The 12,682-nt window shown below is 61.9% G+C and carries 14 protein-coding genes, 1 tRNA gene and 1 rRNA gene; 6 read left to right on the forward strand and 10 right to left on the reverse strand.

Annotated features, from left to right (window positions below; genetic code table 11):
- From Y708_RS28865 to Y708_RS21990, 3 genes are all read right to left on the reverse strand, one after another.
- Nucleotides 1–291 (reverse strand): transposase (locus Y708_RS28865; RefSeq protein ID WP_162150418.1); only part of this gene is annotated, 291 nt, incomplete at its 3' end.
- On the reverse strand, nt 233–571 hold the full coding sequence (locus Y708_RS21985; RefSeq protein WP_051478364.1) for a hypothetical protein: 339 nt from the start codon (nt 569–571) through the stop codon (nt 233–235). The genes Y708_RS21985 and Y708_RS28865, both read right to left, overlap by 59 nt.
- A 4-nt stretch (nt 572–575) precedes the next feature.
- Nucleotides 576–827: a Chromate resistance protein ChrB gene (locus tag Y708_RS21990; protein WP_253905641.1), complete on the reverse strand. Its 252-nt coding sequence runs from the start codon at nt 825–827 to the stop codon at nt 576–578.
- A 7-nt stretch (nt 828–834) separates the two neighbouring features.
- Between Y708_RS21990 and Y708_RS21995 the strand changes: the two genes are divergently transcribed.
- The gene (locus Y708_RS21995; protein WP_253905642.1) at nt 835–1,833 is read left to right on the forward strand and encodes a dihydrolipoyl dehydrogenase family protein; all 999 of its coding nucleotides are present in this window, start codon (nt 835–837) and stop codon (nt 1,831–1,833) included.
- Nucleotides 1,834–2,224: 391 nt separating this feature from the next.
- Here the strand turns inward: Y708_RS21995 and Y708_RS31385 are convergent, their stop codons facing one another.
- The 3 genes from Y708_RS31385 to Y708_RS0100750 form a co-directional block, all read right to left on the reverse strand.
- On the reverse strand, nt 2,225–2,542 hold the full coding sequence (locus tag Y708_RS31385; RefSeq protein ID WP_275451094.1) for a helix-turn-helix transcriptional regulator: 318 nt from the start codon (nt 2,540–2,542) through the stop codon (nt 2,225–2,227).
- Between the two features lie 49 nt (nt 2,543–2,591).
- Nucleotides 2,592–2,668: transfer RNA gene (locus Y708_RS0100745), tRNA-Thr, on the reverse strand.
- A 106-nt stretch (nt 2,669–2,774) separates the two neighbouring features.
- A complete protein-coding gene (locus tag Y708_RS0100750; protein ID WP_028278477.1) occupies nt 2,775–3,635 on the reverse strand; it encodes a DsbA family protein in 861 nt (286 codons plus the stop codon).
- 105 nt (nt 3,636–3,740) lie between these two features.
- Between Y708_RS0100750 and Y708_RS0100755 the strand changes: the two genes are divergently transcribed.
- The 4 genes from Y708_RS0100755 (at nt 3,741) to Y708_RS0100770 (ending at nt 8,652) form a co-directional block, all read left to right on the forward strand.
- On the forward strand, nt 3,741–5,186 hold the full coding sequence (locus Y708_RS0100755; RefSeq protein ID WP_051478371.1) for an alpha,alpha-trehalose-phosphate synthase (UDP-forming): 1,446 nt from the start codon (nt 3,741–3,743) through the stop codon (nt 5,184–5,186).
- Nucleotides 5,179–5,964, forward strand: coding sequence for a trehalose-phosphatase (gene otsB / locus Y708_RS0100760; protein ID WP_028278471.1), 786 nt, complete (start codon nt 5,179–5,181; stop codon nt 5,962–5,964). The genes Y708_RS0100755 and otsB overlap by 8 nt, the downstream gene beginning before the upstream one ends.
- A 137-nt stretch (nt 5,965–6,101) precedes the next feature.
- The gene (gene ugpC / locus Y708_RS0100765) at nt 6,102–7,190 is read left to right on the forward strand and encodes an ABC transporter ATP-binding protein (protein WP_028278472.1); all 1,089 of its coding nucleotides are present in this window, start codon (nt 6,102–6,104) and stop codon (nt 7,188–7,190) included.
- A 94-nt stretch (nt 7,191–7,284) separates the two neighbouring features.
- Nucleotides 7,285–8,652, forward strand: a complete 1,368-nt coding sequence (locus tag Y708_RS0100770; RefSeq protein WP_028278473.1) for a DUF4032 domain-containing protein — start codon at nt 7,285–7,287, stop codon at nt 8,650–8,652.
- 83 nt (nt 8,653–8,735) lie between these two features.
- On the opposite strand, the gene Y708_RS27220 is transcribed toward Y708_RS0100770, so the two are convergent.
- The 3 genes from Y708_RS27220 to Y708_RS0100785 form a co-directional block, all read right to left on the reverse strand.
- Complete coding sequence (locus Y708_RS27220; protein WP_051478373.1) at nt 8,736–9,221, reverse strand: DUF4190 domain-containing protein; 486 nt, start codon at nt 9,219–9,221, stop codon at nt 8,736–8,738.
- A gap of 131 nt (nt 9,222–9,352) precedes the next feature.
- The gene (locus tag Y708_RS0100780; RefSeq protein ID WP_253905644.1) at nt 9,353–10,714 is read right to left on the reverse strand and encodes an FAD-binding oxidoreductase; all 1,362 of its coding nucleotides are present in this window, start codon (nt 10,712–10,714) and stop codon (nt 9,353–9,355) included.
- 46 nt (nt 10,715–10,760) lie between these two features.
- On the reverse strand, nt 10,761–11,246 hold the full coding sequence (locus Y708_RS0100785) for an SRPBCC domain-containing protein (protein WP_028278475.1): 486 nt from the start codon (nt 11,244–11,246) through the stop codon (nt 10,761–10,763).
- 136 nt (nt 11,247–11,382) lie between these two features.
- Between Y708_RS0100785 and Y708_RS27225 the strand changes: the two genes are divergently transcribed.
- Nucleotides 11,383–12,390, forward strand: coding sequence for a peptidoglycan-binding protein (locus Y708_RS27225; RefSeq protein ID WP_028278476.1), 1,008 nt, complete (start codon nt 11,383–11,385; stop codon nt 12,388–12,390).
- A 63-nt stretch (nt 12,391–12,453) separates the two neighbouring features.
- On the opposite strand, the gene rrf is transcribed toward Y708_RS27225, so the two are convergent.
- A 5S ribosomal RNA gene (gene rrf, locus Y708_RS0100795) occupies nt 12,454–12,570 on the reverse strand.
- Nucleotides 12,571–12,682 lie beyond the last annotated feature (112 nt).

Genomic DNA, 12,682 nt, shown 5'->3' on the forward strand with positions numbered 1-12,682 from the left:
AGAAATTCCAGTTGTTCCCGTGGACATCAGGTAAGCAGCCCAGAACCACAAATGCAGCGCGGTATGGGTCTTGTGCAGGACTGTACCGGCCGTCAGAGACACCTGATAGGCGCAGCCACCGCACTGCCATAGTCGTCGTGCTGCTATCGGCCACGCCGTTGTGCCGCCACACCGCGGACAGACGAAACCCTCAGGCCACCGGCACTGGAACAGATAGTCCAGACACGCCTGCTCATCGCCGAATCTGGCCTGGAAATCCAATATCGTCCGCGGAAAATCTGGCTTGGCCATGAATAAACCCTACCTGAGCTAACCGTTCACCCACTACAAGCTTAATGCGGACCCCACGCGGGAGGGACCCGTCAGCGGCCATGCGTCGGATCACGCGCAGCAGATCCGGCAACAGGCGCAGAGCATTCTTCAGGCCTATCGTCTCGGGGTGGCGCAGAGCATCCTTCAGGCCTATCGTCTCGGGGTGGCGCCGGGCATAAATCCACAGGGCCAGCAGCAGCACCACGTAGATGGCAATCAGACCGGCAAGGATTCCAAGCAGCGTCTCCCACCAATTCAAAGTCCTACTCTCCAATTCCGGGAAGCGTCGTCTCGGCCGGGACATGGAGGGTTGAATAGACCTTGTCGGCGTAGTCGTCAAAAACGGTCGCGCAACCGCGCAACGTCTCCGAGGCTGCCTGTGCCTGTGGAAGTTCGAGCACGTCCCGGCTCTTCAAATCCCGATACCAGCGGCGCAGGCGATCCAGGCTCTGCTCTTCCTCTTCGAGCTCTGCGAGTGTGAATTTTTCAGTGCTGGTTTCCTTGGCGATCTCCACCTCAAACTTGGTTCAGACCCCGTTCATTGTCGCAACAGGAGCCGGACCTGCCCTACCGGAGATGGCCGGACTGGACGAGGTGGAATACCTCACGTCCACCAGCGGCATGGAACAAACAAGTCTCCCCGAATCACTGATTGTCATCGGCGGTGGCTATGTGGGCCTGGAACAGGGCCAGCTCTTCGCGCAGCTGGGATCAACGGTAACCATAATCGGACGGATCGCCCCCGCCGCCGAACCTGAAATGGCGTCCATCCTCCGTACAGCCTTGATCGATGCGGGGACCACTGTTGTTGAGGAACATGCGGTGTCTGTCTCCGCCCTTAACGGACGCGTCACCGTCAGCACCAGCTCCGGCCGGGTGTTGCACGCGGAGAAACTGCTGATCGCAACGGGACGGACCGCTCAAACGGACGGACTGAACCTCCACGCCGCGGGTGTGGCCACCGACGAACAGGGGTTCATCACTGTCGATGACCGGCAGCAGACCACCAACCCGCGCGTCTTCGCCGCTGGAGATGTGACCGGCGGACCCCAGTACGTCTACGTTGCCGCCTCTGCCGGAAAGACCGCGGCCCACAACGCACTCCATGACTCTCCAAACAATGCGGCCGCGCGGGTGGATTACACCGGGCTTCCGGCTGTTATCTTCACCCGCCCACAGCTGGCCACAGCGGGCTTCACCGAAGCCGAAGCCATCGCCAGCGGATACCAATGTGAGAGCCGCGTGCTGGGCTTTGAGGATCTCCCCCGGGCACTGGTCAACCACGACACCAATGGAGCGATCAAAATGGTTTCCGACGCCAACACAGGAAAAATCCTCGGACTCAGCGCGGCCGGCGACGGTGTAGGAGAAATAATGCTGGCCGCCACCTACGCGATACGGACTGGGATGACGACCCGGCAAATCACCGATATCTGGGCGCCATATCTGACCATGTCGGAAAGTCTCCGCCTCGTCGCCGGCCTGTTCCACAACGAAATGCCCACCTCTTGCTGCGCCTGACAAGTCACTGGTAAAAAGCCTGATGGGTAGACGAGCCCTTTGTACTGGTCCCAGGTTTGGCGCCGGAGTCCATCCTCGTCGCCCGCCCCCGACCGTGTTCCCGTCAGCGTCGACAGCAACCTTTGGAGCTTCGACGCTAGCAAGCCACTTCGCCGCCAGTTCATTCAGCGAGGGGTTGGCAATCACCCGCCCCGCGAGCAACTGGCGCTCTTTACCTGGAAACCAACAAAGCCGTTTCGGACTTGCCCTTGGTCGACGCGACCTTGCTGTACTGACGTGTAACACCGTCCCACCCACGAAATCTACAGCTTGCCCGCCATACGCCCCAAGTCTCATCTCTCGTGGCGTTGATCGTCCCCCCAAGCGCCAACCGGCAAGCTGGACCGCCCCATCAGCCTGCTGCCTTCGACGTTTCGCTGGCCCATGCTTGAACAGTGGCACGGTCGTAGCGAACAGCGTTGTAAAGCTTTAGGGCGGGCGGCCCAGTCCCCGTCGAACGCCAGTTGCGGAGGGTCTTCGGTGCGATTTGCAGCCAGAAGGCCACCTCCTCTGTGGTGAGAAGCCGCGCATCGTTGCCTTGGTCCGTTGCGGGTCCCAAGGTCTTTTCGTTTGTCTTTACATAAGTCTCTATGCGGCATTTGACGTTGACGGGTGCCTCCGAAATTCTGCAAAGCGTGTCATAAACGTGTCGTAGCCAATTTTCAGTCACAAAAACCCCTCCGCTCCAGTCAAAATCACCGGATCAGAGCGGTTCTCGGTGGAGCCTCCTGTCGGATTCGAACCGACGACCCCCGCTTTACAAGAGCGGTGCTCTGGCCAACTGAGCTAAGGAGGCGGACTGGCTAAGCCAGCGGGCGCCGTCGTCGTGCTCAAGAACTTGTACTCAAAGAGCAAAAAACAGCGCAACACAAGATTAGCCCAGCCGCCGGGCATCCGGAAAATCAGGCCTTCGCAGCGAGCGCGTCAGCAACGGCGGCCTCAAAACCCTCGACCGGTTCCGGCACCACCGCGCCGTCGACGTACACCGTCGGCGTTCCGCCAACGTTATGAACCGACGCCGCCTCAGTCGCGTATTTCACGAAGGGCCGGAAGGTGCCCTCGGACAGGCAGGAGGAAATGTCCGCAGCGCCGGCGGAGGATGCCATATCGGCCAGACCGTCATCGGACAGCTCGCCGTTCTCAAAGTTCCCAAACAACGCCAGTGAGAAGTCCCAGTACGCTTCCGGCGACGAATCCGCCACACAGGCCAGGGCGGCCGCACCACGCGACGAATAGTCAGTCTGCGAGTTCCGGTCCAGATAGGCGACGTTCCGGTACTCGATCGTCACGTCCCCGGCATCGAGCCACGAGGCGATCTGCGCAGAATGCTGAGCCTCAAAATTCGCGCAGTGCACACAGTTCACATCCACGTAGGCCACAATCTGCACCGGTTCATCATCCCCGGAGACAGTAATTCCAGGCGGCAGGTCGGCGGAACTCCCAGACTCGGGCAGTGACTCACCGTCTACAGACGCAACGGAAGCGGGAACCAGCGACGTGGTGGACGAAAGAACAACCCCACCAAACTCATTGCCCGCAGCAGGCGCTGGTCCGGCGTCGGGAATCTGGCCGCGGATGTTACCCACCACAATCAGCGCAATGATCACGAGGATGGCCAGCACCGCGGCAACCACACCCCAGCGGACCAGGAAGCGGGTCCGCCGCTCACGATGCTCGTGAGCCTCCTGCAGCAACCGTGCCTTCTCGCGGGCCTCCGCCGTGCGTTCATTCTTGCTTGGCCTGGGCCTGTTCCGCTGTGCCATCAATCCCCGTCTATCCGCGTACCGCTCCAACACATCCATCTTAGGAGACGGACCTGTAAGCCAGCTAAAGTCGTAAGTAGGCCTACTAAATGCAGGGGAGACCAAGTGAGTCCAGGAACAACGTACGGTGACTTCGAATTCATAGTGGTATCCAACCGGCTTCCGGTGGACCGGGTGAATGACGACGACGGCGGCAACGGCACCTGGCGGCGCTCCCCCGGCGGCCTCGTGACGGCACTTGCGCCGGTGATGGAAAAGGCCGACGGCGCGTGGGTCGGCTGGCATGGCGCCCCCGATGAGGTGCTGGAACCGTTTGAACACGGAGATATGCACCTGGTCCCGGTTCCGCTCGACCCGAACGAAGTTGAGTTCTACTACGAAGGCTTCTCCAACGCCACCCTCTGGCCCCTTTACCACGACGTCATTGCACCCCCCGAATTCCACCGCCACTGGTGGGACTCCTACCGTAAAGTCAACGAACGCTTCGCCGAAGCTACGGCAGCCGTCGCCTCGAAGGGCGCCACCATCTGGGTGCAGGACTACCAGCTCCAACTGGTACCCAAGCTGCTTAGGGCGGCGCGTCCAGACCTGAAGATCGGCTTCTTCAACCACATCCCCTTCCCGCCACTGGAAATCTACGCACAGCTTCCCTGGCGCCGTCAGGTCATCGAGGGTCTGTTGGGTGCAGACCTGATCGGCTTCCAGCGCCCCAGCGACGCCAGCAACTTCCTGCGCTGCGTCCGCCGGTTTGTCGGATTCTCCGTCCGCCAACAGCAGGTCCACGTTCAATACGACAACAGTGCACCCGGCCACGTCTCCCGCGCTGAGGCATTCCCCATTTCCATCGATGTCCAGCGCATCACCGACCTCGCCAACCGGCCCGACATCATTGAACGATCCAAGGAAATCCGCCGGGAGCTCGGCAATCCCAAACACATCCTGCTCGGTGTGGACCGCCTCGACTACACCAAGGGAATCGGCCACCGGCTCAAGGCGTACGAGGAACTCCTCGCGGACGGCAAGGTCAAGGTCGAGGATGCCGCCCTCATCCAGGTGGCCAGCCCCAGCCGCGAACGCGTGGAGCAGTACCGCCTGCTGCGCGAAGAAGTCGAAGGCGCTGTGGGCCGCATCAACGGAACCTACGACACCATCAAGAACACCGCCATCCGCTACCTCCATCACAGCTACCCAGTGGAGGAAATGGTGGCACTGTACCTGGCCTCCGACGTTATGCTTGTCACCGCCCTGCGCGACGGCATGAACCTTGTCGCCAAGGAATACGTCGCCGCCCGCACCGGCAACCGCGGCGCACTGGTCCTGAGCGAATTCGCCGGCGCCGCCGACACCCTGCGCCAGGCGGTCCTCGTCAACCCGCACGATATCGACGGGCTGAAGGAAGCCATCGTCACAGCCCTCGACATGAGCCCCGCCGAAGCCACTCGCCGCATGCGCATCATGCGCCGCCAGGTGCTTCAGAACGACGTCGAGCGCTGGTCCAAATCCTTCCTCTCCGAACTCCAGAACGGTGTCAAGGAGGACGCTCTTGTCTGAGAAACTCAGCCCCGAACTGCTCTCCGCGCTTGCCGCCGCAGCCGCCACGGAGCGTCTGCTGGTTGCACTCGACTTCGACGGCACCATGTCCCCCCATGTGGACCGTGCCGATGACGCCCGCGCGCTCCCGGGCTCCACGGCAGCGCTGCGCGCTTTAGCCCAGCTTCCGGGCACGACGACGGCGCTCATCTCCGGGCGGGCCCTGGACAGTCTGCGTCTGGTCGCCTCACCGGAGCCCGAAACCCTTCTGATCGGCAGTCACGGCGCAGAGGCGTGGACCGGGCCGGACGGTGCTCCGCTGGAGCTGACTCCGGAGCAGGCGTCGATCCTTCGCAATGCCACGGCCGCCATCCAGGAGGTGGTGGACGCGCACCCCGGCACGCTCCTCGAAACCAAGCCCGCCGGCGTCGTACTTCATACCCGCACCGCACAGCCGGACACGGCACAGGCTGCCACCGACGCCGCCCGCGCCGCCTGCGAAGCACTCCGCGACGTCCACCTGACCGATGGGAAGAACGTGCTGGAGCTGTCCGTGGTGCAGGCCGACAAGGGTCAGGGGCTGCGATCGCTGCGGGAGCTGACCGGCTCAACGGCGGTGGTTTTTGCCGGCGATGACGTCACGGACGAACACGCACTCAAAACCCTCCACGCACCCGATGTAGGCATCAAGGTGGGCGAGGGCGACACCGCCGCGGGTTACCGCATCACGTCGCCCGAACAGCTGGTCATGGTGCTTGAGGAACTCGTCACTATGCGGCAGTCGCGTGCGCGGACCTAGAATTCATGCCATACTTTTCTCTTGTGACGCAATTCACGCGTAGATAAGTTCGGCCTGATTGCGTTACGGCTAACTGAATACTCCATTCACAACGGATCGTCGGGCACGTACCTGCCCGTGAAAAGGAAAAGAAAAAAATGGCAACGGTAACGTTTGACCAGGCTACGCGCCTGTACCCGGGCACCGATAAGCCCGCTGTAGACAAGCTGGACATCGAGATCGCCGACGGCGAGTTCCTCGTCCTCGTGGGTCCCTCCGGCTGCGGAAAGTCCACCTCCCTGCGAATGCTTGCAGGCCTCGAAGATGTGAACTCCGGACGAATCCTTATTGGTGACCGTGACGTCACCGATGTTCCTCCGAAAGACCGCGACATCGCCATGGTTTTCCAGAACTATGCGCTGTACCCGCACATGTCCGTCGCCGACAACATGGGCTTCGCCCTGAAGATTGCCGGTATCAACAAGGAAGAGCGCGCCGAGCGTGTCCGCGAAGCTGCCAAGCTCCTCGACCTCGAGCCGTACCTGGACCGCAAGCCGAAGGCACTCTCCGGCGGTCAGCGCCAGCGTGTTGCCATGGGCCGCGCCATTGTGCGTAACCCGCAGGTATTCCTCATGGATGAGCCACTGTCCAACCTTGACGCCAAGCTCCGCGTGCAGACCCGTACGCAGATCGCTTCGCTGACCCGCCGCCTCGGCGTCACCACCGTCTACGTGACTCACGACCAGGTTGAGGCCATGACCATGGGTGACCGCGTGGCGGTACTCAAGGACGGCATCCTCCAGCAGGTTGACACCCCGCGCAACCTGTACGAGCGTCCGTTGAACGTCTTTGTTGCCGGCTTCATCGGCTCCCCGGCCATGAACATCCTGGAACTGCCCGTCACCGACGGTGGCGTGAAGTTCGGTGGCATCACTTACCCGGTTGCCCGCGAGGTTCTGGATTCTGCCCACGGCGGCACCGTTTCGCTGGGCGTCCGTCCAGAGGATCTCGAAATTGCAGCGACCGGCGAAGGCCTCCAGGTTGAGGTTGACGTAGTGGAAGAGCTCGGCGCTGATGCCTACCTCTACGGCCACACCGAGATCAACGGCGAAAGCCACGACATGGTAGCCCGCGTGGACGGCCGCCGCCCACCGATGAAGGGTGACACCGTCTACGTGAAGCCTTCCCAGGGTCACGTACACCTGTTCGACACCAAGGATGGCCTGCGCTTGGCGGACCACGTCTAGTCATTTCGGGACCCCTGACACGGTGGCCCCCGCTGGTTGAAGGTAAACTCAACCGCGGGGGCCACCGTGCTTTTTAAGGACAGAACGCATCACCATGACTGAATCCACCAATGCCAACTGGCACAACGAGCCCACCGACTATGACCAGCCCGGAAAGCTTCCGCGGCCCAAGGACCAGCCCGTTGCCGGGTCCCTTGGCTCCCTGAACATCACCGCAGCCGCAACGGATCCAGAGCTGCTGGACCTCCCCTGGCACATAGCCCTGGAGGAATGGCCCGCACAATACCTTGCGGCACTCCCCCGTGGTATTTCGAGACATATTGTCCGGTTTGCCCACCTGGGCGGCTCGGTGATCGCCATCAAGGAAACCAGCGAGCACATCGCCCGTCATGAATACCACATGCTCCGGAAGCTACAGCGCCTGGACGTACCCTGCGTGGAACCTGTTGCCGTGATCTCGGGGCGCAAAGACGTGAACGGGGCCGAGCTGAACCCGGTATTGGTCACCCGGCACCTGAAGTTTTCCATGCCGTACCGTGCCCTGTTCTCGCAGATGCTTCGCAAGGACACGCTCACCCGGCTGATCGACGCTCAGGCTCTGCTGCTGGTCCGGTTGCACCTGATCGGCTTCTACTGGGGGGACGTCTCCCTCTCCAACACGCTCTTCCGACGGGATGCCGGCGCTTTTGCGGCCTATCTGGTGGACGCAGAGACGGGCGAACTGTACCCGGAGCTGTCCAATGGGCAGCGGGAGTACGACCTTGAGATCGCGCGCGTGAACATCGCCGGTGAGCTGATGGACCTCGCAGAGGGCGGCCTGATCGAAGAGAAGGTGGACCCTCTGGCCACCAGTGAACTCATTATGGACAGTTACCGCCGGCTCTGGGCGGAGCTCACCGAGCAGGAATCCTTTGAGCTCGGGGAGCGCTGGAGGGTCAACGCCCGGATCCGTCGCCTGAATGAACTGGGTTTCGACGTCGAGGAGTACGCCATCAAAACGGTGTCCGACAGCTCACAGATCCAGTTGCAGCCCAAAGTGGTGGACGCCGGACACCACAGCCGCCGGATGATCCGCCTTACCGGAATCGATGCCCAAGAGAACCAGGCACGCCGTCTGCTCAATGACATGGACGCCTACCGGGCAGACAACCAGCCGGACGTTGATGAGGAAATCAGCGCCCACCGGTGGGTGACCGATGTCTTCGAACCGATCGTCAGGGCAGTTCCCCGGGAACTTGGCGGCAAACTGGAACCAGCCGAAGTGGTGCACGAAGTACTGGAGCACCGCTGGTACATGTCAGAGAAGCAGGACCGCAACGTTCCACTCGCGGAAGCCGTGCAGTCCTACCTCGACTCGGTGCTGCGTCACCGCCGCGATGAAGCAGCAATCATGCTCACCGCGGATACCAAGACCATGGACCTCATCAGCGGTGGGAACGATTCCCTCAACGACGGCAACTAGGCAACACCCTTTAAACAGCTAACGCTCCCGCAGGTTTTGTGGATATGCCTCACAAACCTGCGGGAGCGTTGTTTAGTTGTCTGCTATGGGTTCAGCTGCGAGCAATCGATTTGCTGGCCCTGGTACTCCTGTACCCCCGGTCCTGCGGTTTCACAGAACTCGATGATCTCGGTGGAGAACCCTGCCACGGCAATCAGACCGATGATCGCAATCACTCCAGTGATCACACCAATGGCGCCAATGACAATGCCGGCAATGGCAAAGCCGTTGCCCATGCCTGCCTTCTTGGACTTCACCAGGGCCACAATGCTGATGATCAGGCCAACGATCGAAATGGGCCAGATGATGGCGCAGATCATGCCGACAATTCCGAGTGTCTTGCCGGGGTTCTCGGCGGGTGCGTTGTAGCCGCCGCCTCCCGGGTAAGCACCCTGTGAGGTTGCAGGCGCACCATAGCCGCCGCCTGCCTGCTGCTGACCGGCCGCAGGCTGCTGCCACTGCTGACCGGCAGGATACTTGGACTGATCGTTGTCTTGCTGGCCGGACTGGCCCGGCGTGTTTTCTGACACGGTTTTCCCCAATTCTCAGGTTGCGCTGCACTTGGCGCAGCGACGGCTCCGATCAGTCTAACTCCAAGGCCCCTTACATTCAGGGGTTTTGCATGGAGAGAAGCCCCCATGTCCGCACGGAAATCAGTCCTTCACCCGCGCTGGATTCGCGGCGGGATCGCCTTTCCGGGATTGAGTATGCCCTGCGGATCAAACAGGTCCTTGATTCTGCGCTGCAGCTCCAGTACTGGTTCAGTCTGCTCCCACGCCAGCCAGCGCAGCTTGTACTGGCCAACGCCGTGCTCGCCCGTGATGGTGCCGCCAAATTTCAACGCAACGCGGACCGACTCATCAAGCGCGGCGTCCAAGCGCCCCATGCCGGACGGCCCCTCGCTCACCGGGATCCAGAAGGTGGGATGCAAGTTTCCGTCGCCGGCGTGCGCCACCACTTTGAGCAGCACTGTATGTGCGGCGGAGATCCGCTCCAGTTCGGCAACGTAGTTCACCAACTGAGACCGCGGAACCGCAACGTCCTCGCCCACCCGGAATTCGTCGTCGACCTCGTCTCCCCTGCTGTTCCGGCGCAGGTCAAGGAGCCGCTCCGCCTCCGGCCCGCCTTCCGCACTCACATCAGCCCCCAGTGCGGTCAAGACCTGATGCACGACGGCGGCCTCCGCGTCGGCCCCGAATCCATCAGTTTGGATGAGCAGCAGAGCCGCACCGCGTGCACGGAGGTTGGACCCGTGCACATCGTCGAGCACCTTCAGGGTGCTGCCGTCCAGCAATTCCATAATGGCCGGTTGCACCCGCGCCCGGCCGACGGCGAGCACACCGGCGGCGGCGGTCTGGAAGTCCGGAAAGAAGGCGGCGAGGGTTCGCACTTCGACCGGCAGGTATTTCAGCCGGACGGTGATACCCACAACGATCCCGAGCGTGCCCTCCGATCCAACAAACAGCGAGGTCAGGTCGTAACCTGCCACCCCTTTGAAGGTCTCGTGCCCGGTGTGGATGAGAGTACCGTCGGCCAGTACGACGTCGAGCGCGAGCACCGAATCGCGCGTCACCCCATACTTGGCGCACCGCAGCCCGCCCGCGTTGGTGGCGACGTTGCCGCCGAGTGTGGAGATCCTGTGACTGGCCGGATCCGGTGCGTACATCAGTCCGTGCGCTGCTGCTGCGATGTTGAGCTCCGCGTTGAGGACACCGGGTTCGACGACGGCAAGCTCGTCGGTCGCGCGAAGTTCAAGAATGCGGTTCATCCGCTCCAGGCTCAGCACAACACATCCCGGCGTAGCATGCGCGCCACCGGAAACGCCTGTTCCGGCTCCCCGTGCCACTATCGGAGTTGCGTTTTCTTGGGCCCAGCGCAGAAGGGTCTGCACTTCGCCAGCCGACTCCGCCCAAACCACCGCCCGAGGGAGCACCGGCATGAGGACTGGCCCCTGATCCCGAGAATGAGCCTCCAACACTGAACTTTCGGTGGAAACGCGCCCTTCGGGTAGCAAACGGCGCAGCTCAGCGAGCGGTTCATCACTCACGGCGTGAATCCTGCTTGCACCGTCATCTACTGCCGCCCATGAACCGGCGGTAGCGGCCCAGGATGACCGGCCAATCCCCGTACTTTTGATACTGATCGCGGCCTTCCTGACCTTGCGCCCACCCATTGTGCACAAGGGAAAGCCTGGTTAATCCCGCGTCTTCGGCGAAACTCAGCACCAACCGGGTCGGGGCGGCGGGGGTTCCGCCCATGGTCCAGGACAACTCGAGAAGCACCGGTGGCTGTACGGTGGTGATCCGCGCCCACTCGTAGGTGTCGCCGTCGTCGCCTTCCTCGAGCAGGACCCCATCGGTAAATTCAGGATGAGTGCCAGGCCCAAAGTTGGTGTATTCGGCCGGCCACCACAGGTGGATGTTGTCTACGAAGCCGGCAAAAGCATGCTCCATGGAAACGGGCACCGCTACGGTGACTTCCCTGTCCGGGGGCAGCGACTCGTTGGGAGAACCGTTGGCCGGTTCAGCAGCCGCGTGCGAGAAAAGATCGCTCATGCCTTCGACTTTACCCGGCTTCCCTGATGGCGAGGGGTAGTGCTGCCCATTGCTCCGACAGGCGATTGTGTAAGGCTCGAAGGATGGGTATCAGCAATCCTTCGAGCCTTGCAACTCAACTGATGGGAATTGAATCATGTGCCACGATCACCATGCCACGACCGATGACGCCTCACACACCCTCGGGCGGCGAACCTTGCTTCGTGGTGTCTCCGGCCTCGTGCTGGGCGGCGGGCTGGTAGCGGCAACCGCTACCCCTGCTGCTGCCGCCGTCTCACAGAACGGGTGGTCCGCCGGGTCCTCGGTACCGCCGACCCAGCTAGCGGTAGGTGCAGCAGAATTTGCCCCTGGGGTGCGATCGGGCAACGTGCACACGATCCTGGGCTACGTAGCCGGGCGTTTCAACTCCGAAGTGGAAACCTTGGTCCGGGGATGGTGCTGGGGCTATGCCTACCGTCCGATCAGCGGCAGCACCATCTATTCAAACCACGCAAGCGGCACGGCCATTGATTGCAACGCACCGGATCACCCGCTGGGAGTTGCCAATACCTTCACCGCCGCGCAGGTGGCTTCCATCCGAGCCATCCTCGCAGCGTGCGACGGCGTGATCCGGTGGGGCGGACACTATTCGGGCCGCAAGGATGACATGCACTTCGAGATCAACGTTGGCCCAGGCAGTGCAGTTGTGCCGGTCCTCGCCGCCAAGCTGGGCGGAGCCGCTCCGCCACCGCCGCCTCCCTCCGGCAGTGGCTGGCCGGTGGTCCGAAGGGGAAATTCCGGCTATCGCGTGACAACTATTCAACGCCTGCTTCGGCAGCACGGCTGCACCCTTACTGTCGATGGTGATTATGGGCCAGCGACGGAAAGCGCAGTAGGTGCTTTTCAGGCTTCGCGCGGTCTCGCATCCGACGGCATTGTTGGGGCGAATACTTGGGTCGCACTCGTCGTCACTGTCCGCCAAGGTTCTCAGGGGGAGGCTGTGCGGGGTGCGCAGTCCGCCCTTAATGCGAAAGGGAGTTCCCTGACTGCCGACGGAGTCTTCGGGTCCGGCACTCATGACGCGGTCACCGTATTCCAACAGGCCCGTGGCCTGGCAGCAGATGGAATCGTCGGAGACAAGACCTGGTCTGCGTTGGTGGTTTAGTGTTTGGGTTTTAATGCGTGAAGGGCCCCACCGTCTGTGGTGGGGCCCTTCACGTTAATGGTTGTCCGGCGGTGTCCTACTCTCCCACACTCTCTCGGGTGCAGTACCATCGGCGCTGTGGGTCTTAGCTTCCGGGTTCGGAATGGGACCGGGCGTTTCCCCCACGCTGTGACCGCCGTAACCTTGTGTACCCGTGGCCCCCGCGTGTGTGTGGGGGTGGGTAAATCTGGTGGTTACAACATTGTCTTTATGTAGTTTTAGACCTGTTGTGTTGTTGTGTTCCCGTGGTTTG

The organism is Arthrobacter sp. H5, assembly GCF_000520595.1.
GTDB lineage: Bacteria > Actinomycetota > Actinomycetes > Actinomycetales > Micrococcaceae > Arthrobacter_D.